General features: G+C 68.9%; 18 protein-coding genes and 3 rRNA genes. 3 read left to right on the top strand and 18 right to left on the bottom strand.

Annotated features, from left to right (window positions below; all coding sequences use genetic code 11):
• Nucleotides 1-6: 6 nt before the first annotated feature.
• The 6 genes from FHU40_RS21300 to pyrG form a co-directional block, all read right to left on the bottom strand.
• Nucleotides 7-771 (bottom strand): hypothetical protein, encoded by a 765-nt coding sequence (locus FHU40_RS21300; RefSeq protein ID WP_183594349.1) that lies wholly within the window; start codon nt 769-771, stop codon nt 7-9.
• Nucleotides 772-986: 215 nt separating this feature from the next.
• Nucleotides 987-3497, bottom strand: a complete 2511-nt coding sequence (locus tag FHU40_RS21295; RefSeq protein WP_183594348.1) for a DUF3516 domain-containing protein — start codon at nt 3495-3497, stop codon at nt 987-989.
• 4 nt (nt 3498-3501) lie between these two features.
• Nucleotides 3502-4437, bottom strand: a complete 936-nt coding sequence (xerD, locus tag FHU40_RS21290) for a site-specific tyrosine recombinase XerD (protein ID WP_183594347.1) — start codon at nt 4435-4437, stop codon at nt 3502-3504.
• Between the two features lie 12 nt (nt 4438-4449).
• Nucleotides 4450-5565, bottom strand: coding sequence for an alanine dehydrogenase (gene ald, locus FHU40_RS21285; RefSeq protein WP_183594346.1), 1116 nt, complete (start codon nt 5563-5565; stop codon nt 4450-4452).
• A gap of 28 nt (nt 5566-5593) precedes the next feature.
• Nucleotides 5594-6199 carry an NUDIX domain-containing protein gene (locus tag FHU40_RS21280; RefSeq protein ID WP_183594345.1) on the bottom strand — a complete coding sequence of 202 codons (606 nt, stop codon included), beginning with the start codon at nt 6197-6199 and terminating at the stop codon, nt 5594-5596.
• Between the two features lie 7 nt (nt 6200-6206).
• Nucleotides 6207-7898 (bottom strand): CTP synthase, encoded by a 1692-nt coding sequence (gene pyrG, locus FHU40_RS21275; RefSeq protein ID WP_183594344.1) that lies wholly within the window; start codon nt 7896-7898, stop codon nt 6207-6209.
• 334 nt (nt 7899-8232) lie between these two features.
• Between pyrG and FHU40_RS21270 the strand changes: the two genes are divergently transcribed.
• Together FHU40_RS21270 and FHU40_RS21265 are read left to right on the top strand one after the other, a co-directional pair.
• Nucleotides 8233-8883, top strand: a complete 651-nt coding sequence (locus tag FHU40_RS21270; RefSeq protein WP_183594343.1) for a zinc metalloprotease — start codon at nt 8233-8235, stop codon at nt 8881-8883.
• A 47-nt stretch (nt 8884-8930) separates the two neighbouring features.
• Complete coding sequence (locus tag FHU40_RS21265) at nt 8931-9596, top strand: hypothetical protein (protein ID WP_183594342.1); 666 nt, start codon at nt 8931-8933, stop codon at nt 9594-9596.
• 32 nt (nt 9597-9628) lie between these two features.
• Here the strand turns inward: FHU40_RS21265 and FHU40_RS21260 are convergent, their stop codons facing one another.
• The 7 genes from FHU40_RS21260 to FHU40_RS21230 all read right to left on the bottom strand — a co-directional run bounded on the left by FHU40_RS21260 (nt 9629) and on the right by FHU40_RS21230 (nt 16546).
• Complete coding sequence (locus tag FHU40_RS21260; RefSeq protein ID WP_183594341.1) at nt 9629-10495, bottom strand: copper transporter; 867 nt, start codon at nt 10493-10495, stop codon at nt 9629-9631.
• Nucleotides 10492-11643, bottom strand: coding sequence for a putative cytokinetic ring protein SteA (steA, locus tag FHU40_RS21255; RefSeq protein WP_281374800.1), 1152 nt, complete (start codon nt 11641-11643; stop codon nt 10492-10494). The genes FHU40_RS21260 and steA overlap by 4 nt, the downstream gene beginning before the upstream one ends.
• An 89-nt stretch (nt 11644-11732) precedes the next feature.
• Nucleotides 11733-13481: a DNA repair protein RecN gene (gene recN / locus FHU40_RS21250; RefSeq protein WP_183594339.1), complete on the bottom strand. Its 1749-nt coding sequence runs from the start codon at nt 13479-13481 to the stop codon at nt 11733-11735.
• Nucleotides 13474-14469 (bottom strand): NAD kinase, encoded by a 996-nt coding sequence (locus FHU40_RS21245; protein WP_343057971.1) that lies wholly within the window; start codon nt 14467-14469, stop codon nt 13474-13476. The genes recN and FHU40_RS21245 overlap by 8 nt, the downstream gene beginning before the upstream one ends.
• Nucleotides 14466-15305 (bottom strand): TlyA family rRNA (cytidine-2'-O)-methyltransferase, encoded by an 840-nt coding sequence (locus tag FHU40_RS21240; RefSeq protein ID WP_183594338.1) that lies wholly within the window; start codon nt 15303-15305, stop codon nt 14466-14468. Before FHU40_RS21240 ends, FHU40_RS21245 begins: the two co-directional genes overlap by 4 nt.
• Before the next feature lie 2 nt (nt 15306-15307).
• The gene (locus tag FHU40_RS21235; protein WP_183594337.1) at nt 15308-15529 is read right to left on the bottom strand and encodes a hypothetical protein; all 222 of its coding nucleotides are present in this window, start codon (nt 15527-15529) and stop codon (nt 15308-15310) included.
• 9 nt (nt 15530-15538) lie between these two features.
• Nucleotides 15539-16546, bottom strand: coding sequence for an HAD-IIA family hydrolase (locus FHU40_RS21230; RefSeq protein WP_252274531.1), 1008 nt, complete (start codon nt 16544-16546; stop codon nt 15539-15541).
• A 48-nt stretch (nt 16547-16594) separates the two neighbouring features.
• Between FHU40_RS21230 and FHU40_RS21225 the strand changes: the two genes are divergently transcribed.
• Nucleotides 16595-17716, top strand: coding sequence for a DUF1015 family protein (locus FHU40_RS21225; RefSeq protein ID WP_183594336.1), 1122 nt, complete (start codon nt 16595-16597; stop codon nt 17714-17716).
• Here the strand turns inward: FHU40_RS21225 and FHU40_RS21220 are convergent.
• The 5 genes from FHU40_RS21220 to FHU40_RS21200 form a co-directional block, all read right to left on the bottom strand.
• Complete coding sequence (locus FHU40_RS21220) at nt 17691-18062, bottom strand: single-stranded DNA-binding protein (RefSeq protein ID WP_183594335.1); 372 nt, start codon at nt 18060-18062, stop codon at nt 17691-17693. The two genes, FHU40_RS21225 and FHU40_RS21220, sit on opposite strands and share 26 nt — an antisense overlap.
• 200 nt (nt 18063-18262) lie before the next feature.
• Nucleotides 18263-18379: ribosomal RNA gene (gene rrf, locus FHU40_RS21215) — 5S ribosomal RNA — on the bottom strand.
• 161 nt (nt 18380-18540) lie between these two features.
• Nucleotides 18541-21697: ribosomal RNA gene (locus tag FHU40_RS21210) — 23S ribosomal RNA — on the bottom strand.
• 510 nt (nt 21698-22207) lie between these two features.
• Nucleotides 22208-23734: ribosomal RNA gene (locus FHU40_RS21205) — 16S ribosomal RNA — on the bottom strand.
• Together the 16S, 23S and 5S rRNA genes form the textbook arrangement of a ribosomal RNA operon.
• A gap of 354 nt (nt 23735-24088) precedes the next feature.
• Nucleotides 24089-24694, bottom strand: a complete 606-nt coding sequence (locus FHU40_RS21200; protein WP_183594334.1) for a DNA-3-methyladenine glycosylase — start codon at nt 24692-24694, stop codon at nt 24089-24091.
• Between the last annotated feature and the right edge of the window lie 11 nt (nt 24695-24705).

Genomic DNA, 24705 nt, shown 5'->3' with positions numbered 1-24705 from the left:
GCATCGCTAGAGGTCGAAGGCCGCGATGTTGTCCTTGGCGAAGGCCGTCACGCGCTGCTCGATCGCGGGGGCGAGCTCCTGCAACGCCTCGGCCGAGATGAAGAGGACGACGCCTCGCTTGAACATCAGGGCCTCCTCACTGGTGAAGCGGAAGAAGAGGAACTGGGTCAGGGTCTTCCTGGCCTCCACCCGGAAGTCGATCGAACGCAGCTGTGCCGAACCGTCGGCGTGCGGGTCGACGTTGGCGACCGAGAATCCGGTGCTCACGGCGCTCTTCGCCCGGCGGTCGAACAGCGTGATCCACTTGCTCCGCTCGTTCATCCCCTGGAGGGACGTCAGCGCCGCGGTCACCAGGGCCAGGGCGCCCGGCACGGGCCCGAGCGCGACGGCCACGAGGTCGAGGATCTTCTGGTGGACCACCGACCCGACCACGTGCTCCTCGGACCAGGAGGAGGCCTCCTCGCGCAGCGCCCATCCGGTGTGCAGCAGGACGTCGAGGTAGACGTCGACCCACTCCTTGGCCTGCTGCGGATCGACCTTCTTGGTCGCCGCGCGCTGGGCGAAGAGGGTCCAGTTGCAGACCGCGTTGCGCACGCTGGCCGGCGTGTCCTCGGGAAAGACCACCAGGTTGGAGTCGACCACGGCGCCCTGCTTCTTCAGGTCCTGCAGGTCCGGGCTCTCCTCCCCCGCCGCGAACGACACGTCGCCCTCCGGGACGTCGATCTCCTGACCGGCGATGAAGCTGATCTGGCTGTCGAACGAGACTGGCATCTGATGCCTCCCTGGATACACGGTCGAGCGTCCCGAGGCGGTCCGCGTGGATCAGGCTGCGGCGGGGCGCCGTACGCAGAGGGGGAGGTCGTCGGGCAGCGCCGGCCTCCTGGGCTGCGGCATCCCCGGGCAGGGTTCACGACCAGCCAAGACCGGTCGGCGACCGATGTCATCACCGACATGCGGGAACCGCGCGGGCGATCCGCGCAGCGCGGTCAGCCGCCGAGTCGCCGCATCGCCACCGCGGAGAGCACCAGCTCACCGGCCGCGTCGGACGCATCGAGGTCGGCGACCGCCTCGATCACCCAGTCGTGGTGGCCCTCCGGGTCGTGGACGGTCTGCCGCACGGGCCAGCGCCGGCCGTCGCGCTCGACCACCAGCAGCGCGGGACCGCGGGCGTCGGCGTCGAGCAGCACCCGGTCGTGCTCGGCGTAGTACGCCTCGATCGCCTCGTCCCACGCCAACCGGGTCATCACGACCTCCCCGGGCGGCTCCGTGCGCTCGACCGCGGCCCGCTCGATCTCGACCAGGCCGTCGAGGTCGTCGCGGGCGACCAGCTCGACCCGGCGCCACATCGCGTTGCGGATCATCACCGCGAACGGGCGCGACTGCTGCGAGATCGGCCGCGGCGGCGGGGGCGGCTCGTGGTCGGCCACATCGCGTCGTACGTGCGAGGGGTCGGCCAGCGCCTCCCACTCGTCGAGCAGCGAGGAGTCCGTCTGGCGCACGGTCTCCCCCAGCCACTCGACCAGGTCGTCGAGCTCGGGCGTGCGGTGCTGCTCGGGCACGGTCTGCCGCAGCGTGCGGTAGGCGTCGGTCAGGTAGCGCAGCACCAGCCCCTCCGACCGCGCCAGCTGGTAGCGCGACACGAAGTCGGTGAAGCTCATCCCCTGCTCGAACATCTCGCGCACGATCGCCTTCGGCTGCAGCGCGTCCTCGGGGAGCCACGGATGGCTCTGCCGGTAGATCTCGTACGTCGCCCCCAGCAGCTCGGCCAGCGGCTGCGGCCAGGTGACCTCCTCGAGCAGCGTCATCCGCTCCTCGTACTCGATGCCGTCGGCCTTCATCTCCGCGACCGCCTCGCCCCGGGCGACGTACTGCTGCTGCATCAGCACCTGCCGCGGCCCCTCCAGCACCGCCTCGACCACCGAGACGATGTCGAGGGTGTGCTCGACCGCTTCGGGATCCAGTACGTCGAGGGCCGCGAGCGCGAAGTGCGCCAGCGGCTGGTTGAGCGCGAAGTCCGCTGGCAGGTCGACGGTCAGCACGTACCGGCGCCCGCAGTCGTCGGGCGACTCCAGCCGGGTGACCACGCCCGAGCGCACCAGCGACCGCGCCAGGCGCAGCGCCCGGCGTGCGAGCCGCAGCTGCCGCCGCCGGTCCTCGTGGTTGTCGGTGAGCAGCCGACGCAGCACCGGCACGGCGTCCTCCTCGCGGGCGAGGACGTTGATCAGCATCGCGTTGTCGACCTTCATCCGCGAGACCAGCTGCTCGGGCACCCCCGCGACCAGCTTCTCGTAGGTCTGCTCGGTCCACACCACGGTGCCCTCGGGCGGCTTCTTCAGCTGCGCCTTGGCGTTCTTCCGGCCGGCGGCCCGCCGCTCCTCGGCCTTCGCCTTGAGCCGCTCGTTCTCGATGACGTGCTCGGGCGCCTGCACGACGACGTACCCGGCGGTGTCGAAGCCGGCCCGCCCGGCCCGGCCCGCGATCTGCAGGAACTCCCGCGTGCGCAGGATCCGCTGCCGGCTGCCGTCGAACTTCGCCAGGCCGGTGAAGAGCACCGTGCGGATCGGCACGTTGATGCCGACGCCGAGGGTGTCAGTGCCGCAGATCACCGAGAGCAGCCCGGCCTGCGCCAGCTGCTCCACCAGGCGCCGGTAGCGCGGCAGCATCCCGGCGTGATGGACCCCGATCCCCCTGCGCAGCAGCTTCGAGAGGGTCTTGCCGAAACCCGCTCCGAACCGCACATGGTCGAGGCGAGCGCCGAGATCGGGCTTCGGCACCCACTTCGCGTTCAGCAGCGACGTCGCGTGCTCGACGGCGGCGGCCTGCGTGAAGTGCACGACGTACGCCGGGCCCTGCCCCGTCGTGACCAGCTCCTCCAGGGTGTCGGCGAGCGGGGTCACCGACCACGAGAACGACAGCGGCACCGGCCGCTCGGCGTCGGCCACGACGGTGGTCTCGCGGCCGTTGCGCCGGCTCAGGTCGGCGGCCAGGTCGGTGACGTCGCCGAGCGTCGCCGACATCAGCAGGAACTGCGCCTGCGGCAGCTCCAGCAGCGGCACCTGCCATGCCCAGCCACGGTCGGGCTCGGCGTAGAAGTGGAACTCGTCCATGACGACCAGCCCGACGTCGGCCCGGGCGCCCTCGCGCAGCGCGATGTTGGCCAGCACCTCGGCCGTGCAGCAGATGATCGGGGCGTCCGGGTTGACCGAGGCGTCGCCGGTCAGCATCCCGACGTCCTCGGCCCCGAAGGTCTCGACGAGCGCGAAGAACTTCTCGCTCACCAGCGCCTTGATCGGCGCGGTGTAGAAGGACACCCGGTCCTCGGCGAGCGCCGCCCGGTGCGCGGCCTCGGCGACCAGCGACTTGCCGGACCCGGTGGGGGTGGCCAGCACCACGTTGTCGCCGGCCAGCAGGGCGAGGATCGCCTCCTCCTGGTGCGGGTAGAGCGTCAGGCCGCGGCCGGCGACGGCCGCGGTGATGTCGTCGAGGAGGTCGGTCACGCGATCAGTCCCGCGCCCGGGGGTGTGCGGTCGCGAAGACCTCGCGCAGGTTGTCCACGGTCACCAGTGTGTACACCTGGGTGGTCGTGACCGACGCGTGCCCGAGCAGCTCCTGCACGACGCGGACGTCGGCGCCGCCGTCGAGCAGGTGCGTGGCGAACGAGTGCCGCAGCGTGTGCGGTGAGACGTCCTTGGTGACGCCGGCCCGGTCGGCGGCCTTCACCAGCACCGCCCATGCGGACTGCCGGGACAGCCGACCGCCGCGGGCGTTGAGGAAGAGCGCCGCCGTCCCCCTCCCGGCCGCGACCAGCTCGGGTCGGCCGCGGACCAGGTAGGCGTCGACCGCCTCGCGGGCGTAGGACCCGACCGGCACGATCCGCTCCTTGCCGCCCTTGCCGCGCAGCAGCACGGTCCCGTCGATGCCCGAGGCGCCGGGGTCGAGGTCGTCGACGTCCAGGCCGACCGCCTCCGAGATGCGGGCGCCGGTGCCGTAGAGGAGCTCGAGCAGGGCCCGGTCGCGCAGCGCGAGCGTCGTGCCCGGCGCGCCGGCGGCGTCGAGGATCGCCTCGACGTCGGCGAGCGGCAGCGCTTTGGGCAGCCGCTTCGCGGGCGCCGGCGGCTTCACCCCGCTCGCCGGGTCGGTCGTCGCGAGGCCGTCGGCGACCGCGAACTTGTGGAAGCCACGCACCGCCACCACGGTCCGGGCCGCCGAGGTCGAGCTCAGCGCCGGGTGCTCGGCGTCGCCCTCGCGCAGCCGCACCAGGAAGCCGGTCACCGTCGCCTCGCTCACCCGGTCGAGATCGTCGATGCCGGCCTGGTCCAGGTAGCCGAGATAGCGGCGCAGGTCGCGGCGGTACGACGCGAGCGTGTTCGCCGCCAGCCCGCGCTCGACCGAGAGGTGGTCGAGGTAGGTGCGGACGGCCCGCTGTGGATCACCCATGGCGGGTCGATCCTAGGCGAGCACCTCGTCCAGTCCGACGGCCGCGATACCGACCGACTCGGCGACGGGGGCGTTGGTGAGCCGGCCGGCGTGGGTGTTCAGGCCGAGCGCGAGGCTGCGGTCGTCGCGGCAGGCCCGCAGCCAGCCCTTGTCGGCCAGCGCCACGACGTACGGCATGGTCGCGTTGGTCAGCGCGTACGTCGAGGTGTTCGGCACCGCGCCCGGCATGTTCGCCACGCAGTAGAACGTCGACTCGTGCACCTGGTAGGTCGGGTCCGCATGCGTGGTCGGCCGGGTGTCCTCGAAGCACCCGCCCTGGTCGACGGCGATGTCGACGAGCACCGAGCCCGGCTTCATCCGCGAGACCAGATCGTTGGAGACCAGCTTCGGGGCGGCCGCACCCGGGATCAGCACCGCCCCGATCACCAGGTCGGCCTCGATGACCTGCTGCTCGATCGCGAGGCGCGACGACGCCAAGCCGTGGACCCGGTTGTTGTACCGCCAGAACGACATCCGCAGCTTGTCCAGGTCGGTGTCCAGCAGCGTCACGTCGGCGCCCATGCCGAGCGCGATGTTGGCGGCGTTCTGGCCGGAGACGCCGGCGCCGATGATGACGACCTTCGCGTTGGCCACACCGCCCACGCCACCCATCAGCACGCCGCGGCCGCCGCGGGCCTTCATCAGGGAGTAGGCGCCGACCTGGGGCGCCAGGCAGCCGGCCACCTCCGACATCGGGTAGAGCAGCGGCAGTGCGCCCGAGGGCAGTTGCACGGTCTCGTAGGCGATGCCGGTCACCCGGGAGCTCAACAGCCGCTCGGCCAGCGGCTTGTCGGCCGCGAGGTGGAGGTAGGTGAACAGCGTCAGGTCGTCACGCAGCCGGTGGAACTCCTCCTCGACCGGCTCCTTGACCTTCAGCACCATCTCCGCGACGCCCCACGCCTCGTCGGCGTCCGCGACGATCCTCGCACCGGCGCCGGCGTACTCCTCGTCGTCGATCTGGGACCCCACCCCGGCGCCCTGCTCGACGAACACCTCGTGCCCGCGCGCGACCAGCTCGTGCACCCCGATCGGGGTGATCGCCACGCGGTACTCGTGGTTCTTGACTTCCCTGGGCACGCCGATCTTCATCGGGGTCTCCTGTCGTCGTCTACCGACGTCAGACTCGCAGAAGCCCCCGGGCCTGCGCCATCAGCAGCGCGATCATGCTGTGGCCGTCGGTGATCCTGCCATCCACCACGGCGGCGATCAGGTCGGCGGCCGGCACCCAGCCGGTCTCCATGTCGGCCTCCTCGTGCTCGGCCACGAAGCCGCCGCGGTCGACCTCGGAGATGCCGCGGGCCAGGAAGTAGTGGTGCCGCTCCGCGGAGATGCCCGGCGAGGAGTACGACGTGCCGATCGGCGTCCACTCCGTCGCCTCGAGCCCGGCCTCCTCGACCAGCTCGCGCCGGGCGGTCGTGAGCGGGTCCTCGCCGTCGACGTCGAGGATCCCGGCCGGCAGCTCGACGAACCGGCGCCGCGCCGGGTGCCGGTACTGCCACAGGCAGAAGACCCGCTCGCGGTCGTCGACGGCCACGACCACCACGGCGCCGGGGTGCTCCAGCACCAGCCGACCGAACGGCTCGTCGCCGGGGTGGCCGGGGCGCTGCAGCCAGTCCTCGCGCAGCGCCACCACCCAGCCGTCGCGGTGCCGGTCCTCCGAACGGACGACCGGCCAGCTCTCCTCCCGGTCGGCCAGCTCCGGATGCACCCCTCCAGCTCCCATCCGTCGCTCAGTCCTCGTCGACCGGCTCGCGACGCAGCCCGCTCTCGTCGATCGGGAAGCGCAGCTCCTTCTGCCGCTCGATCGCCGCACCGACCAGCCCCTTGAACAGCGGGTGCGGGCGGGTCGGCCGGGAGCGCAGCTCGGGGTGCGCCTGGGTGGCCACGTAGTAGGGGTGCACCTCGCGCGGCAGCTCGACGAACTCGACCAGGCTGTCGTCGGGCGACGTGCCGGAGAAGACCATCCCCGCGGCCTCGAGCTGCTCGCGGTAGGAGTTGTTGACCTCGTAGCGGTGCCGGTGCCGCTCGTCGATCTGGGCGGCACCGTACGCCGCGCGCACGATCGAGCCCTCCTTGAGCGCCGCCGGGTAGAGCCCCAGCCGCATCGTGCCGCCCAGGTCGCCGGCGCCCTCGACGTACTCGAGCTGCTCCTCCATGGTCGCGATCACCGGCTCCGGGGTGTCCGGGTCGAACTCGGTCGAGCCGGCCTTCTCCAGGCCGAGCACGCTCCGGGAGTACTCGATCACCATGCACTGCAGGCCCAGGCACAAGCCGAGCGTCGGGATGCCGTGGGTGCGGGCGTAGGTCAGGGCGCCGAGCTTGCCCTCGATGCCGCGCACGCCGAAGCCGCCCGGCACGCAGATCGCGTCGACGTCCTGGAGATGCTTGGCCGCGCCCGCCTGGGTGGCGCACTCGTCGGAGGCGATCCAGCGGATGTTGACCTTGGCCTCGTGGGCGAAGCCGCCGGCGCGCAGTGCCTCGCCGACCGACAGGTAGGCGTCCGGGAGGTCGATGTACTTGCCGACCAGCGCCACGGTGACCTCCTCCTGGGGGTGGTGCACCCGGCGCAGCAGGTCGTCCCACACGGTCCAGTCGACGTCGCGGAACGGCAGGTCCAGGCGGCGTACGACGTAGGCGTCGAGGCCCTCGCGGTGCAGCACCTTCGGGATGTCGTAGATCGACGGCGCATCCGCGGCGGTGACGACCGCCTCCTGGTCGACGTCGCACATCAGCGAGATCTTGCGCTTGATCGACTCCGGGAGCTCCCGGTCGGCCCGGCACACCACGGCGTCGGGCTGGATGCCGACCTGGCGCAGTGCGGCCACGGAGTGCTGGGTGGGCTTGGTCTTGAGCTCACCGGACGGGCCGATGTAGGGCACCAGCGAGACATGCAGGAAGAAGCAGTTGCCGCGGCCGATGTCGTGCCGCACCTGGCGCGCGGCCTCGAGGAACGGCAGCGACTCGATGTCGCCCACGGTGCCGCCGACCTCGGTGATCACCACGTCGACGTCGTCGCCCCCCATGGCGAGGACCCGCTCCTTGATCTCGTTGGTGATGTGCGGGATCACCTGCACGGTGTCGCCGAGGTAGTCGCCGCGCCGCTCCTTGGCGATCACGCTCGAGTAGACCTGCCCCGTGGTGACGTTGGCGATCTGGCTCAGGTCGGTGTCGAGGAAGCGCTCGTAGTGCCCGATGTCGAGGTCGGTCTCGGCGCCGTCGTTGGTGACGAACACCTCACCGTGCTGGAAGGGGTTCATCGTGCCCGGGTCGACGTTGAGGTAGGGGTCGAGCTTCTGCATCGTCACACGCAGGCCGCGAGCCTTGAGAAGGCTGCCGAGGCTGGACGCCGTCAGGCCCTTCCCGAGCGAGGAGGCGACGCCTCCGGTCACGAACACGTGCTTGGTGGGCGTCCCGTTGATCACGGAACTCCATGCTACGTCAGGGGGACGGCTCCGTCCGAACCCGACGCTCCGAAGGATCCGCCCTGCGTGGTCAGCGACCGGCGCTCTGATGGCAAGCGTCGTCTCCGACGGGTGTCGACGATCGCACTTGCCGACGCGTCGCGGGTCGCAGCGTGGCCTAGATGAGTCCGAACTTGTCACCTGCCTGACAAGAGCCAGGCTTCTGCCGTTGCTCATCGTCGTGCCTGCTGCCCGCATGACTCCAGTGCGGCCTACGGTGAATTTTCGAGGTGGACGACGGGACCTGCCGACGACCTTGACGATGTCCACCTGCCGAAGACGGAGGTGCGGGCTGATGGAAGTCTCGAACGTCTCACGAACTACTGGGCGCGGATTTCGCCGCTGGATGTTCAATCCGGTGGGCGGACTTACCCAACTGGGACGCATGATCCTCGTCGGCGGCCTCGTGGCGCTCGCCCTCCCGCTACTCGTGATGAGTCCCGCCCACGCGAACTTCGGTTCCGCTGTGGGCGGTCCCTGGCTAGCGAACAACAAGAGCCACCGAGTTGACTACTACGACACGTTGACCAAGACGGGCAACATGACCCAATGGGCGCTCAACAACCAATTCCCACGATTCGACTTCACGTGGACGTATGTCGATGGATCGGACTACGACGTCCGCATCATGGACGGCGAGTACGGGGATACGCCGGCATACGGCTGGACCGATTGTCCGTCGTCCGCGACCTTGGGCGGGACGCATCCAAACCGCTGGTGCTACGGACAGGTTCTGCGGATCAACTACGCGTTGGCTGCGGCTTGGGACACGACCTGGGGACGCCGCGCACTCGCCTGCCATGAACTGGGCCACACCGTCGGGCTTCGGCACGAGGACGCCTCCGATCCATCTAGCTCATGCATGAAGACCAATACGACCCCGAACAACTCCCTGGCCAATACGTACTCCGCGGAGGACGTCAACCAAGTCCTCGCCAACTACTAGGAGCCCACACCATGCGTATCCCAACTCGCCTGGCTACGGCGGCAACGATGCTCCTGTTGGTCTCGGCATGCGGCGGCCTCACGGACGAGACGAATCGTTCAACAGATCCGTCGGCGCGATCCTCCAGCAGGGCCGACCACACGGTCGATCCCGGACAGGAGAGGAACCCGTGGGCAATCCATCAGATCACCGGCTGGGAGGTCGAGTGGTACGACTCGCTGCCGAGCCTGACGGACTCGGCGGACCTTGTTGCCGTCGGGACGGTCACCGACGCGAGGCCGGGGCGCACCTGGGTCGAGTCCGAGGGGGACGAGACCATGACCTCCGAGATGACCGTCTATACGGTCGAACTTGGTGAGATTCTCGGCGGCAAGCCCGTCGGTCCCACCTCAGGTGAGATCACACTTGAGTTCGGGCCGAATACACCGAGTGCTGTCGAGGAGCGTACGGCCGTCGTCGGCGAGACCTCGCTGTTCATCCTGCGTCGCAAGGGTGCGCCGATCCCCTCGATCGAAAGGCTCGAGCCCATGAAGGACGAGTTCGCGCGCGAGGTCTATCGGGTCGTCAACTCGGCGGGCCTGATCGACGAGGTCAATGGCGCCGCTGAGCTTCCTCTCGGGGAAGCCGACCAAGCGTGGAGCGCCGAGCTCGAGCGCGGATCGTTCGCCGACGTGGTCGAGCGCGTTCGAGCGGCTGTCGCGCAGGGCTCCTAGCCAGCCGGCGGAGACGCGCTCGGGCCGCCACCTCACGTCGGGGGGACGGCTCCGTCCGAACCCGACGCTCCGAAGGATCCACCCTGCGTGGTCAGCGACCGGATCAGCGCCAGGGTCGTCGTGACCTGACCCAGCGCGGTCTCCGCCCCGTCGACGGTGGCGGCCATGGCGGCGGCCTCCTCGCCGCGCAGGGTGACCAGGTCGCCTCCGGCCGCGGCCGTCGCGGTCTCCCCCGCCACCACGACACCCGGCGCGTGCGCGGCGAGGCCCGAGACGACGCCGGCGAGCACAGCCGGGTCGGTGCGGTCGCCGAGCAGCACGAGCACCAGCTCGGCCGACCCGACCTCGACGGGCGGGTCCAGCAGCTCGGCGCCGGCCAGGCTCTCCCGCACGGCACGGACGTCCGCGGCGGCGAGTCCCTCCGGGGCGACCGCCAGGCCGAGCAGCTGCCCGATCCGGTCGTACGTCGAGGCCTCCGGCGCGACCGCCCCGTCGCCGAGCTGGGCGGCCAGCTGCGTGCCGAGGGTATCGACGAGCGACTTCTGGGACGGGTCCACCAGCGCCCGGCGTACGGCGTAGGTCCCGGCGACCGTGCCGCCCGCGGCGGCGATCTGGTCGGTGAGGGCGCCCACGACGCCGGGGTCGGCACCCGGCATCGTGACGACGGCGACGGGGTGCTCCTGGAGCCGCCCGGCGTACAGCGTCGGCGCCGCAGACGTCGCGAACGCGTCGCCGTACTCGGCGGTGCGCGCGCCGGTCTGCTGCGCGCTCATCGCCGCCGCGGGCCGCCGGTCGTCGCGGCCGAGGTCGGACAGCGGTCCGCCGCCGAGCACCACACCGACGGCGAGGGCGAGGAAGACGGCGACCAGCGACACGATGTGGTGTCGGTAGGAGATCACGAGAAGAGTCCCTGGAAGATGTCGGAGATCGAGTCGGCCCACTCCTGGCCGACCGGGGTCACGGAGAGTGCCGCGGCGAGCGCGGCCAGGCCGGCGAGCATCACCAGCAGCAGGTGCCACGGGCGCACCCGGCCCGAGTAGAGGTGGGGTACGGCGGTCGCCTCGACGAGCCGGGGCCCGACCTTGAGCCGGGTCAGCACGGCGCCGGCGGCGCCGGGGCGGCCGCCGTCGAGCAGGTCCTCGAGCGTGGCCCGCAGCCCCACGCCGACGATCACGCTCGGCTCCGCCGCGTCGGCGACCACGAGGGCGACGTCCTCGGGCGCCGTCGAGGTCCGGACCACCGAGGACCGGACGCCGAGTCGCTCGAGCTGCTCGACCACGCCCCGCGCGTCGCCGGCGGTGCGGACCACGACGTCGCCCGCGGCCCGTAGGGTCTGGGCGGTCGGCAGCTCGTCCGCCTCGTCGACCACGACCACCTCGCAGCGCACCCCGTCGGCGCGCAGCGCGTCGGCGGCACCGCCCACGCCGACCACGACAGGGTGCTGCTCGCGCAGGAAGGTCCGCACGCCGGTGAACTCGTCGGTGTGCTCGTGGTCGCGGGCCACCACGAGCACCGGCCGACCGGCGACGCGGGTGGCCAGGCGGGGCACGCCCACGCCGTGCAGCAGCAGGTCCTCCTCGTGCCGGAGCAGCTCGGTGCTCCCGTGCGCCAGCGCCGCGAGCTGACTCGCAAGCCCGCTGCGCGCCCGCTCCATCTCCGCCTCGACGGCGTCGCGGTCGAGCGGTCGCCCGTCGGCCACCATGACGGCGTCCACCAGCACGCGGCCGCCGTCAAGGGCGATCTCGGCGCCGTCCCGGATCGCCGCCAACCCGGCCGCGCCGATCCCGTCGACGACGACCAGGCCCGCCTCGGCGAGGGTGCGGGGCCCGAGGTTCGGGTAGCGACCCGAGATGATCGCGGCCGCGTCGACGACCGCGATCGCTCCGGAGGCCACGAGGGCCTGCGCGCTGGCCCGGTCCATGTCGAGGTGGTCGAGGACGGCGATGTCGCCGGGTCGCAGCCGGGGCACCAGATCACGGGCCCGACGACCGACCCGAGCAGTGCCGACCGTCCTGGTTGTGGCGTCAGCGAGAGGTGGGGTGGTCATGACCGGGCCATCGTGCCAAACCGGTCTAGACGATCTCGGTACCGTGCGGTCGGGCGCGTCGCCCCCAGCCGGGAGCCACCGATCCAGGCTCAGCCGCCGCGCGCCTGCTGGGCGACCTCGAGCAGCTCGCGGGCGTGCGCCAGCGCGGTGTCGGAGTCGGTCAGTCCCGCGAGCATCCGCGACAGCTCCCGCTCCCGCTGCTCCTCGTCGAGGACCATGAGTCCGGAGCTGGTCACCGAGCCGTCGGAGGACTTCTCCACGACGACGTGCCGGTCGGCGTACGCCGCGACCTGCGGCAGGTGGGTCACCACCAGCACCTGGGCGCTGCGGGCGAGCTGGGCGAGCCGGCGACCGACCTCGACCGCGGCCGCGCCACCGACGCCCGCGTCGACCTCGTCGAAGACGAACGTCGGCACCGGGCTGGTCCCCGCCAGGGCGACCTCGAGCGCGAGCATCACACGGGAGAGCTCACCTCCCGAGGCGCCCTTCGACAAGGGTCGCGGCTCGGAGCCGGTGTTGGCAGCCAGCATCAGCTCGACCTCGTCGACGCCGGACGCCGTGTGGCGCAGCCAGCGCTCGCCGACCAGCAGGGGTCCGTGCAGCAGTCGCTCGGGCGGGTCGACCTCGGCCTGGCGGACCTCGATCGTCAGTCGGGCGTGCGGCATCGCGAGCAGCGTCAGCTCGGCGGTGACCTCCTTGGCGAGGCGCGCCGCGGCCTTCGACCGGGCCGTCGACAGCTCGGCCGCCGCCACGCCCAGCCGCGCGCGCAGCGACTCCTGCTCGCCGCGCAGCTGCTCGATCCGCTCGTCGGTGTGGTCGAGGTCGAGCAGCCGGGTCGACGACAGCTCCGCCCAGGCCAGCACCTCGTCGATGGTCTCGCCGTACTTGCGCGTCAGCGCCGTCAGCGCCGCCCGCCGCTCCGAGACCGCCGCCAGCCGGGCCGGGTCGGTCTCGATGCGGGTGGCGTACGACGCGACGTCCGCCGCCAGGTCGGAGAGCAGGTAGGTGAGCTCGGCCAGCCGATCCGCGAGCTCGCCCGCCTCGGGGTCGTGCTCACGGACGCCGTCGAGCAGCGTGCGGGCCGCCGACGCAGCGGTCAACGAATCCGGGTCGCCGTGCTCGCTCGACAGCGCCTCGCGCGCCTGCTCGGCGGCGGTGCGCAGCGTGTCGGAGAAGCCCAGTCGCGCCTCCTCGGCCGCCAGCTCGGCGTCCTCGCCCGCCCGGGGAGCCACCGCCTCGACCTCACCGAGGCCGAAGCGCAGCAGGTCGGCCTCCTGGGCCCGCTCGCGCGCCGTCGCGACGACCTCCTCGAGCTCCCGCTCGGTGGCCTCGAGGCGGCGATGCAGGTCGGCGTACGTCGAGGCCAGCTTCGCCAACCGCGCCCCGCCGAACCGGTCCAGCGCCTCCCGCTGGGCGCGCGCCTGGAGCAGTCGGTGCTGGTCGGACTGGCCGTGCACCGCGACCAGCGGCTCGGCGACCTGTGACAGGGTCGTCACCGGCACCGACGCGCCACCGACGAACGCGCGCGAGCGCCCCTCCGCCGAGACGTTGCGGGCCAGCACCACCCGGTCGTCCTCGACCTCGCCGCCGGCCTCCTCGACCGCCGCGCCGAACTCCGCCATCCCGTCGACCCGGACGACACCCTCGACGCGCGCGGTCCGGGCGCCGGTGCGCACCGCGCCGGTGTCGGCGCGCCCTCCGAGCAGCAGCCCGAGGGCGGTCACGATCATCGTCTTGCCGGCCCCGGTCTCACCGGTGATCACGGTCAGGCCGGGGCCCAGCTCCAGTGTCGAGGAGTCGATGACGCCGAGCGAGGCGATCCGGATCTCCTCAAGCATCGCGCTCCTCGCCCTGCTCGGGGACCGTCGTGCGAGCAGCCTCCTGGGCGAGCCGCCGGCGACGCTCGGTCGAACCCCGCCAGCCCTCGACCGGCAGGTCGAACTTCGCGACCAGCCGGTCGGTGAACGGCGCCTCGTGGAGGCGCACCAACCGCACCGGCATCTCCCCCCGGCGCACCTCGATCCGAGCGCCCGGCGGCAGGTCCACCGTGCGCCGGCCGTCGCACCACAGCACGCCGGCGCCCTCGGTGCGCGCCAGCACCTCGACCGCCAGCACCGAGGTCGGAGCCACGACCAGCGGCCGCGCGAACAGTGCGTGTGCGCTGATCGGCACCAGCAGCAGCGCCTCCACGCCCGGCCAGACGACCGGACCGCCGGCACTGAAGTTGTACGCCGTCGACCCGGTCGGCGTGGCGCAGACGACGCCGTCGCATCCCCAGCGCGACAGCGGGCGCCCGTCGATCTCGACGACCACCTCGAGCATCCGCTCGCGGGCGGCCTTCTCGACGCTGGCCTCGTTGAGCGCGAACGTGCGCTCGATGACCTCGCCATCGCGGTGCACGGTGACGTCGAGCGTCAGCCGCTCCTCGGCGGTGTAGCGCTTGTGGACGACCGCGTCGATCGTCGACTCGAGGTCGTCGTACTCCGCCTCGGCCAGGAAGCCGACGTGGCCGAGATTCACCCCGAGCACGGGCGTGCCGGACTCGTGGGTCAGCTCGGCCGCCCGCAGGATGGTGCCGTCGCCGCCGATCACCACCACCAGCTCGCAGCCGCCGCTCGGGTCGCCGTGGCGGACCACCTCGACGTCGCCCCCCGGGGCCAGCCCGAGCTCGGTCGCCTCCTCGGCGAGCATCCGCACCACCAGGCCGTGGGTGTTGAGCGCCTTCGCGAACGAGCGCGCGACCTCACGCGCGTCGTCGCGCCCCGTGTGCGCGACGAGCAGCACCCGGCGCTCCGACGTGGGCGTCGGCTCGGTGGAGGTCGTCACGGGTCCACCCTCTCACCCGGCACCCCCAGCTGGTCGGCGGCCCGCACGGTGCTGTGGACCTCCTCGTCGGTGAGCTCGGGCGGGCCCTTCCTGAGCCAGAGGAAGAACTCGACGTTGCCCGACGGGCCCGGCAGCGGGCTGGTGGCCACCCGCCGGGCGCCCCAACCGCGACCGGCGGCCGCGGCGGCGACGCCGAGCACCGCCTCCGCGCGCAGTGCGGGGTCACGCACGACGCCGCCCTTGCCCACGCGGTCCTTGCCGACCTCGAACTGCGGCTTGACCATCAGCGCCAGGTCGGCGTCCGGCACCACGACGCCCAGCAGGGCGTCGAGGACCAGCTGGAGCGAGATGAAGGACAGGTCGCCCACGACGACCTCGACCGGACCGCCGATCAGCTCCGGCGTCAGCTCCCGGATGTTGGTGCGGTCGTGCACCACGACCCGCTCGTCCTGGCGGAGCCGCCAGGCCAGCTGGCCGTAACCGACGTCGACCGCCACCACCTGGCCGGCGCCGTGGCGCAGCAGCACGTCGGTGAAGCCACCGGTGGACGCGCCCGCATCGAGGCAGCGCCGGCCCGCCACCACGAACCCGTGCGGCTCGAACGCCGCCAGCGCCCCGGCCAGCTTGTGTCCCCCGCGCGAGACGTAGTCGGGCCGATCCGGATCGTCGGCGACCACGATCGCCACGTCGGTGGTCACTCCGGTCGCCGACTTGGTGGCCGGCGCGCCGGCCACCTTCACCCGACCCTGCGCGATCAGCTCGCTCGCATGCTCGCGCGAGCGTGCCAGTCGGCGGCGGACCAGCTCGGCGTCCAGGCGGAGACGTCGCGGCGGCACGGTCAGGCGGGGTCGGTCGGCCGGTCGGTGTCGTCGAGGGCCCGGCGCAGCTGGGCGTGCGCGGTCTCGAACACTCCGACGTGCTCCTCCAGCGGCCGCTCCTCGAGCTGCTCCACCGCGGCGATGACCTCGTCGACATGCGGCACCCCGGTGCGCACCCGCTCCGGCTCGGGCGGGGTCGCCTCGGGCTCCTCCGGGACGGGCAGATCGGGGTCCTCGCTCATGGGTCGAGGCTACCCGTCGGAGGGCGGCGTCGTCGCAGTCAGGTCGACCGGTTCCCCGGTCGCGTCCAGGTGCTGCCAAGCCGCCGCTGCGACGACCCGCCACCAGTCGCCGGGCGATCCCCCGCCGGTCACCCGGAGCCGACCGTGATCGCCGACCACCGACCACCCGCCGAGCCGCTGCTCCCCCGGGTCGGGTCCGGGCACCGGTGCCGGCTGCGGCTCGAGCAGCCCGCCCAGGTCCGGTGCGACGTAGGTCGGTCGCAGCTCTCGCCGCGCCCCCGCCAGCTCGGCGAGCCCGGTCACGCCCGTGAGCACCAGCAGCGAGTCGAGACCGGCCGCGTTCGCGCCCTCGATATCGGTGTCCAGCCGGTCCCCCACCATCAGCGGTCGCATCCCGCCGACCCGGCGGATGGTCTCGTCGAGCAGCGGGCGGGCCGGCTTGCCGGCCACGACCGGCTCCACCCCGGTGAAGTCCCGCAGCATCGCCACCTGCACGCCGTGGCCCGGCGCGACTCCGAACGCCGCCGGAAACGTGTGGTCGGTGTTGCTGGCGACCCACGGCAGTCCGTCCCGGATCCGCACCGCGGCCCGCATGATCGCGGCCCACGGCACGTCCGGCCCGTAGCCGGTGGCGATCGCGACGGCCTCGTCGGTCACCCCCACGGGCGCGAGCCCCGTGGCGCGCAGCGCCTGCTCCAGACCCTCGGCGCCCAGGCAGACCACCCGGGCACCCGGGCCGAACCGGTCCGCGAGCAGCCGGGCCGCCGCCTGCGCCGAGGTCACCACGTCCGACGCCTCGGCGGCCACGCCGAGCCCGCGGAGCTGGCCGGCCACCTGGTCCGGCGTCCGGGAGGCGTTGTTGGTGATGAAGGCCAGCCGCATCCCCGCCTCGCGTGCCCGCGACAGCTCGGCGGCCGCGCCCGGGACGGCGTCGCCACCGATGTACACCACCCCGTCCAGGTCGAGCATGGCGAGGTCGTAGCCCTCGCTCAGGGGCACCTCCGACGTGCCGAGCACGCGCACCTCCTCCGTTCGCGGACTTGGGCCGCACCCTACGATGCACCGATGGACTCCGACGTCGTGGCCACCCCCGCCCTGGTGGCGCGGCCGTTGCGACTCGAGCCCTTCCGGGCGCTCATGCTCGCCCCGAACCGCGTCGGCGGGCAGGCGTCCGCCCGCGCCTTCGCCCGACCGCACCGTGACGTCGCCGAACGCTTCGCCGAATGGCAGCGCACCGGCCAGGTGGTCCAGGATCGCGAGCCCGCGCTCTACCTGCACGAGTACACGACCTCCGGCATCACGGTCCGCGGCCTCGTCGGCGCGCTCGCGCTCACCCACCAGGCGACCACGCGCGACGAGATCGCGGTCTACCCGCATGAGGGGGTGCATCCCACGCAGGCCGCGGACCTGGCCGAGCGGATGGCCGAGATGGCGATGAACCCCGCCCCCATCCTGCTCACCCACCGCGCCCCCACCTCGCTGTGCGAGCTGCTGCGCGCCGTCCAAACGGCACCCACCGACCGCCAGTTCACCGACCGGTCCGGGCAGTACCACCGGATCTGGGCGATCCGCGATCCGGAGGTTCTGACCGCTGTCGACGCCGGCCTCCGGGACACCCGAGCGCTGATCGCCGACGGCCACCACCGGTACGCCGCCTACGGCCTGCTCCGCACCGAGCATCCCGAGCTGGCGCCGGCCACCAGGGCCGGGCTCGCCATGCTGGTCGACCAGGACGACACCCCGCTGTTCCTCGGCGCGATCCACCGGGTGCTCTTCGGAGTCCGGATCACCGACCTCGACCGGCTCGGGCCGCGGGTGCGGGGCGGCCTCGGTCCCCAGGAGGCCGTCGCCGCCCTCTCGCAGGAGACCGTCATCGCCACCGACGGACGCGAGTGGGCCGCCATCGAGCTGCCCCGCGACGAGGAGCGGCTGACCGCCGAGATCCTGCAGGACGACCTGCTTCCTGCCCTGGAACGAGCCCCGAGCGCCGTGGCGCACGCTCACTCGCTCGACGACGCACTCCGCGCCGTCGCGCGCCGCCGCGGACTGGCGCTGCTCATGCCCGCGCCCGACTTCGTCGACGTGCTCCGGGTCGCCGGCCTCGGTCGACTGCTGCCCGAGAAGGTCACCTCCTTCCAGCCCAAGCCGAGCGCCGGGGTGCTCATCCGCTCCCTGCGCGACGAATGACCCTGCCTCGACTCACCTCCACCTCCACTCGCGACACGGCGCCCTGCGCGGTCCGGAAGAAGCGCCGCCGCATCGCCCCCGTGACCTCCACGACGTCGCCCGGCCCCCAGGACGCGACCGCGCGCTGCGCCCGCTTCGTCCACGCGGCGCAGTCGAGTGCGTCCACCGTCCCGCGGGCCGCTCCCTTCGGCCTCGGCACCACCACCCGGACGGTCCACAGCACGTCACCGCTGGGCAGCACGCGCTCCGCCGGGGCCTGCGAGACCCGCCCGACCAGCCGCACCTCGTTGGCCACCGGATGCTCCCCCGGCTTCGCGAGCTTCGTCGCCTTCTGTCGTGCTGACATCTGCCACCACCTCCGACGCCGACGATGCCCGCCCGGACCGACACCCGGGCCGCAGCCCGGGCCTACCTGTGGACAAGCGGGTTCGAACGCCGACTGTGCGCGGAAAGTGGGCGCTCACCCAGCGCCGAGCGGTAGTTCACGACCACCCCGAAATGCGAAACAGGGCCACCCCCGAAGGGGTGACCCTGTTTCAAAAGTATGTCCGGCGGCGTCCTACTCTCCCACAGCCTCTCGGTTGCAGTACCATCGGCGCTGAAAGGCTTAACTTCCGGGTTCGGGATGGGACCGGGTGTTTCCCTTTCGCTATGGCCGCCGTAACTCTGGTGGCGTCACGCACCGGTGTTGTCACGGTGTGTGGCCAAGCATCTGTTCAGTTAGAGATCACGGCCGGTCGAGGGCGTGGTCTTGTCGTGTCTGGTATGGATTGTGGACGCGAGTGTCGATGCAGGAATGTGTTGTGGGTTTTGTTGAGGGTTTGTGTGACAAGCCCTCGGCCTATTAGTACCAGTCAGCTCTACCTCACGGTTGTACACTTCTGGCCTATCAACCCAGTGTTCTGCTGGGGGCCTTACCCGGTTAACCCGGTGGGAAACCTCATCTTGAAACGTGCTTCCCGCTTAGATGCGTTCAGCGGTTATCACTTCCGAACGTAGCCAACCAGCCGTGCCCCTGGCGGGACAACTGGCACACCAGAGGTTCGTCCATCCCGGTCCTCTCGTACTAGGGACAGCCTTTCTCAAGTTTCCTACGCGCGCGGCGGATAGGGACCGAACTGTCTCACGACGTTCTAAACCCAGCTCGCGTGCCGCTTTAATGGGCGAACAGCCCAACCCTTGGGACCTACTCCAGCCCCAGGATGCGACGAGCCGACATCGAGGTGCCAAACCATCCCGTCGATATGGACTCTTGGGGAAGATCAGCCTGTTATCCCCGGGGTACCTTTTATCCGTTGAGCGACCACGCTTCCACATGCCGTGGCCGGATCACTAGTTCCGACTTTCGTCCCTGCTCGACATGTCTGTCTCACAGTCAAGCTCCCTTGTGCACTTACACTCAACACCTGATTGCCAACCAGGCTGAGGGAACCTTTGAGCGCCTCCGTTACATTTTAGGAGGCAACCGCCCCAGTTAAACTACCCATCAGGCACTGTCCCTGAACCAGATCATGGTCCTAGGTTAGACATCTAGTACGACCAGAGTGGTATTTCAACGATGACTCCACACCAACTGGCGTCGATGCTTCACAGTCTCCCACCTATCCTACACAAGCCGAACCAAACACCAATACCAAACTATAGTAAAGGTCCCGGGGTCTTTCCGTCCTGCCGCGCGTAACGAGCATCTTTACTCGTAGTGCAATTTCGCCGAGTCCACGGTTGAGACAGCGCCCAAGTCGTTACTCCATTCGTGCAGGTCGGAACTTACCCGACAAGGAATTTCGCTACCTTAGGATGGTTATAGTTACCACCGCCGTTTACTGGGGCTTAAGTTCTGAGCTTCACCACTCACGTGGCTGACCCGTCCCCTTAACCTTCCAGCACCGGGCAGGAGTCAGTCCGTATACATCGTCTTACAACTTCGCACGGACCTGTGTTTTTAGTAAACAGTCGCTTGGGCCTGGTCTCTGCGGCCATCACCGCTACTACCCGCAAGGGGTATCACGGATCCGGCCCCCCTTCTCCCGAAGTTACGGGGGCATTTTGCCGAGTTCCTTAACCATGGTTCGCTCGATCGCCTTGGTATTCTCTACCTGATCACCTGAGTCGGTTTGGGGTACGGGCGGCGCGTAGCTCGCTAGAGGTTTTTCTCGACAGCATAGGATCACCCACTTCACCCATACGGGCTCGGCATCACATCTCAGGGTCGTGCCTTACGACACCACGGCCCGGATTTACCTAGACCGTCCCCTACCTGCTTACCCACGCAACAACCATCGGCGTGGTTGGGCTACCTTCCTGCGTCACCCCATCGCTTGACTACTACCGGATCGGATCCCACGCTCCACCCAGACGCCTCACCCCGAAGGGATCGGTCACCCGGGCTTCGGGTGGTTAGCATCACCGGCCTCGTCATGGGCGCTACTTTGCCGGTACGGGAATATCAACCCGTTGTCCATCGACTACGCCTGTCGGCCTCGCCTTAGGTCCCGACTTACCCAGGGCAGATTAGCTTGACCCTGGAACCCTTGATCATTCGGCGCACGGGTTTCTCACCCGTGATTCGCTACTCATGCCTGCATTCTCACTCGTGTCGCATCCACCCCTGGGTCACCCCGGAGCTTCACTCGCGACACGACGCTCCCCTACCCACCCACACACCTGAACCCCACAAGGAGGCTGAGTACACGTGTGAGTGCCATAGCTTCGGCGGATGACTTGAGCCCCGCTACATTGTCGGCGCGGAATCACTTGACCAGTGAGCTATTACGCACTCTTTCAAGGGTGGCTGCTTCCAAGCCAACCTCCTGGTTGTCACTGCGACTCCACATCCTTTTCCACTTAGTCACCGCTTAGGGGCCTTAGCTGATGGTCTGGGCTGTTTCCCTCTCGACTACGGAGCTTATCCCCCGCAGTCTCACTGCTGCGCTCTCACTTACTCCCATTCGGAGTTTGGCTAACGTCAGTAACCTGGTCGGGCCCATCGGCTATCCAGTGCTCTACCTGGAGCAAGAAACACACAACGCTGCACCTAAATGCATTTCGGGGAGAACCAGCTATCACGAAGTTTGATTGGCCTTTCACCCCTATCCACAGGTCATCCCCTCAGTTTTCAACCTAAGTGGGTTCGGTCCTCCACGCGGTCTTACCCGCGCTTCAACCTGCCCATGGATAGATCACTTCGCTTCGGGTCTTGATCGCGCTACTACACCACATACATGGATACGCCCTATTCGGACTCGCTTTCGCTACGGCTACCCCACACGGGTTAACCTCGCAACACAACGCAAACTCGCAGGCTCATTCTTCAAAAGGCACGCCATCACCCCAACACCCCCAAAAGGAGGCAGCCGGGCTCTGACGGATTGTAGGCACACGGTTTCAGGTACTATTTCACTCCCCGCCAGGGGTACTTTTCACCTTTCCCTCACGGTACTAGTCCGCTATCGGTCATCAAGGAGTATTTAGGCTTAACGGGTGGTCCCGCCAGATTCACACGGAATTTCAGGGGTTCCGTGTTACTTGGGATACCACTCGACAGACATCGCCTTACACTTACGGGGCTATCACCCTCTACGGCGCCACTTTCCAATGGACTTCAACTTCAACGATGCTTTCTCACTGTCTGGAAGACCGGCAGATCCTCCCAAGTGGTCCCACAACCCCGCCCACGCAACCCCTGCCGGGTATCACACGCAGACGGTTTAGCCTGATCCGATTTCGCTCGCCACTACTCTCGGAATCACTATTGTTTTCTCTTCCTACCGGTACTGAGATGTTTCACTTCCCGGCGTTCCCTCCACACACCCTATATATTCAGGCGCGGGTAACACGACATGACTCGTGCTGGGTTCCCCCATTCGGACACCCCCGGATCACAGCTCGGTTGCCAACTCCCCAGGGCTTATCGCAGGCTCCTACGTCCTTCATCGGCTCTTGATGCCAAGGCATCCACCATGTGCCCTTCATAGCTTGTCGCACAAACACTCAACAAAAACTACAAAGCAAAACTACAAAGACTAGACAACGATCGCCCGCACACACACGCGCACGAACGACCAATCGCTATATCGCGACACCACCTGGTGAAGTGATGTCGCAAGATGCTCGCGTCCACTATCCAATTCACAAACTTCCAACCCACCAAGGAGACCACGACCCGAAGACCCCAGACCCCAAGGAGGCACCCCCCAAGGAGGCACCGGGGGACACACGCCCCCCGCAGAGAAACCCGCCTGACGGCTGATGCCTCAGGACTCAACAGTGTGCCAACCAACCACCCCACACCCACGCCGGCCACGTTCCACACCCACCCCAGAACCACTCCGAAGAGCAGACCTGCGACAGGTAGTACTGAGGCCGACCCGAACCCGGGACGGTCGTTCATCGACGATTCCACTAGTGAACACCACCATGCGCCACCACACACTCCGCACAAGTACGGAGAGACCAGACGGTCAGGCGATGGTCGGGGCGTGTGCTCCTTAGAAAGGAGGTGATCCAGCCGCACCTTCCGGTACGGCTACCTTGTTACGACTTCGTCCCAATCGCCAGCCCCACCTTCGACAGCTCCCCCCACAAGGGTTAGGCCACTGGCTTCGGGTGTTGCCGACTTTCGTGACGTGACGGGCGGTGTGTACAAGGCCCGGGAACGTATTCACCGCAGCGTTGCTGATCTGCGATTACTAGCGACTCCGACTTCATGGGGTCGAGTTGCAGACCCCAATCCGAACTGAGACCGGCTTTTTGGGATTCGCTCCGCCTTACAGCATCGCAGCCCTTTGTACCGGCCATTGTAGCATGCGTGAAGCCCTGGACATAAGGGGCATGATGACTTGACGTCATCCCCACCTTCCTCCGAGTTGACCCCGGCAGTCTCCTATGAGTCCCCGGCATAACCCGCTGGCAACATAGGACGAGGGTTGCGCTCGTTGCGGGACTTAACCCAACATCTCACGACACGAGCTGACGACAGCCATGCACCACCTGTACACCAGCAAAAAGGGGCCACATCTCTGCAGCTTTCCGGTGTATGTCAAACCCAGGTAAGGTTCTTCGCGTTGCATCGAATTAATCCGCATGCTCCGCCGCTTGTGCGGGCCCCCGTCAATTCCTTTGAGTTTTAGCCTTGCGGCCGTACTCCCCAGGCGGGGCGCTTAATGCGTTAGCTGCGGCACGGAACCCGTGGAATGGATCCCACACCTAGCGCCCAACGTTTACGGTGTGGACTACCAGGGTATCTAATCCTGTTCGCTCCCCACACTTTCGCTCCTCAGCGTCAGGACATGCCCAGAGAACCGCCTTCGCCACCGGTGTTCCTCCTGATATCTGCGCATTTCACCGCTACACCAGGAATTCCGTTCTCCCCTGCATGCCTCTAGTCTGCCCGTATCGAAAGCAAGCCCAGAGTTAAGCCCTGGGTTTTCACTCCCGACGCGACAAACCGCCTACGAGCCCTTTACGCCCAATAATTCCGGACAACGCTCGCACCCTACGTATTACCGCGGCTGCTGGCACGTAGTTGGCCGGTGCTTCTTCTGTACCTACCGTCACCACCATCATCGGCGCTTCGTCGGTACTGAAAGAGGTTTACAACCCGAAGGCCGTCATCCCTCACGCGGCGTTGCTGGATCAGGCTTCCGCCCATTGTCCAATATTCCCCACTGCTGCCTCCCGTAGGAGTCTGGGCCGTGTCTCAGTCCCAGTGTGGCCGGTCACCCTCTCAGGCCGGCTACCCGTCGAAGCCTTGGTAGGCCATTACCCCACCAACAAGCTGATAGGCCGCGAGCACATCCCCAGCCGAAAAAACTTTCCACCAACACACCATGCAGTGATTGGTCGTATCCGGTATTAGCCACCGTTTCCGATAGTTATCCCAAAGCCAAGGGCAGATTACTCACGTGTTACTCACCCGTTCGCCGCTCGAGTACCCCCGAAAGGGCCTTTCCGCTCGACTTGCATGTGTTAAGCACGCCGCCAGCGTTCGTCCTGAGCCAGGATCAAACTCTCCGTAGAAAACAAAAAGTAAACCCCGACAGGAGACACTGACAATCAATTGCCAGAATCATTGTCAAAGAAATCCGCGACCAAACCCAGCCAAAAGACCAGACCCAGCCAACGGGGCATAAACAAACTAATTCGTCGACATATGACACACTGTTGAGTTCTCAAACATCAGACACACACCGAGGCAGACCCTCATCGGGGCCGGCCGCCGGGGCAACCTGCAAAAACTTACCGGTTCCGATCTGCCCCGTCAACTCGGGGCGAACCAGCACTGGTGCCGGGCGTGCGACAACGCCCTGGTTCGGCCTCTCGGCCCGAAGGGCGCCGCTCAGCGCGACGAGTAGAACGTTAGCAGCGGTCCGGTCAGGAGCCCAAATCGGGTCGCCCCGAGCGCCGCAGCGGCGCCGCGGGGCGGTACGCCGAGACGCTCCGCTCCCCCGTGATCCAGAACCGCCACGGCCGGTCGGCCGCGGCCCGCAGGCCCACGCGCGGACCGGTGGAGACCTCGGCCGGCGGCGAGTCGAGGGTGAGCGTGATCGGCCCCCGGGCCAGGTCGGTGCCGTCGTGGTCGAGGCCGATGCCCAGTGCCTTGCACAGGCGCGCCGGGCCTCGGGCCAGATCGCGGTCGGAGGACCCGTTCCGTCGCTGGCGAGCGACGTCGAGACCGTCGATCACCTCGCCCGCCCGCAGGAGCACCGCGCTGGCCCGGCCCTCGGGGCCGCACACGACGTTGCAGCACACGTGCATGCCGTAGGTGAAGTAGCAGTAGAGGTGGCCGGAGGCGCCGAACATCACCGCGTTGCGGCGGGTCATGCCGCGGTAGGCATGGGAGCCGGGATCGTTCGCGCCGTCGTACGCCTCGACCTCGGTCAGGCGCACCGCGACCTCGCCGTGCCGGAGCACGGCGTTGAGCAGCCGGGGCGCCTGCTCGAGGACGGGCCCCGACAGGTCGAGCTCCCTTCGCGGCACGGGCGTCGCTC

Source organism: Nocardioides soli (genome assembly GCF_014191495.1).
Lineage (GTDB): Bacteria > Actinomycetota > Actinomycetes > Propionibacteriales > Nocardioidaceae > Nocardioides > Nocardioides soli.
The sequence above is the reverse complement of the archived record's forward strand: the minus strand, read 5'-3'. Positions and strand labels throughout refer to the sequence as shown.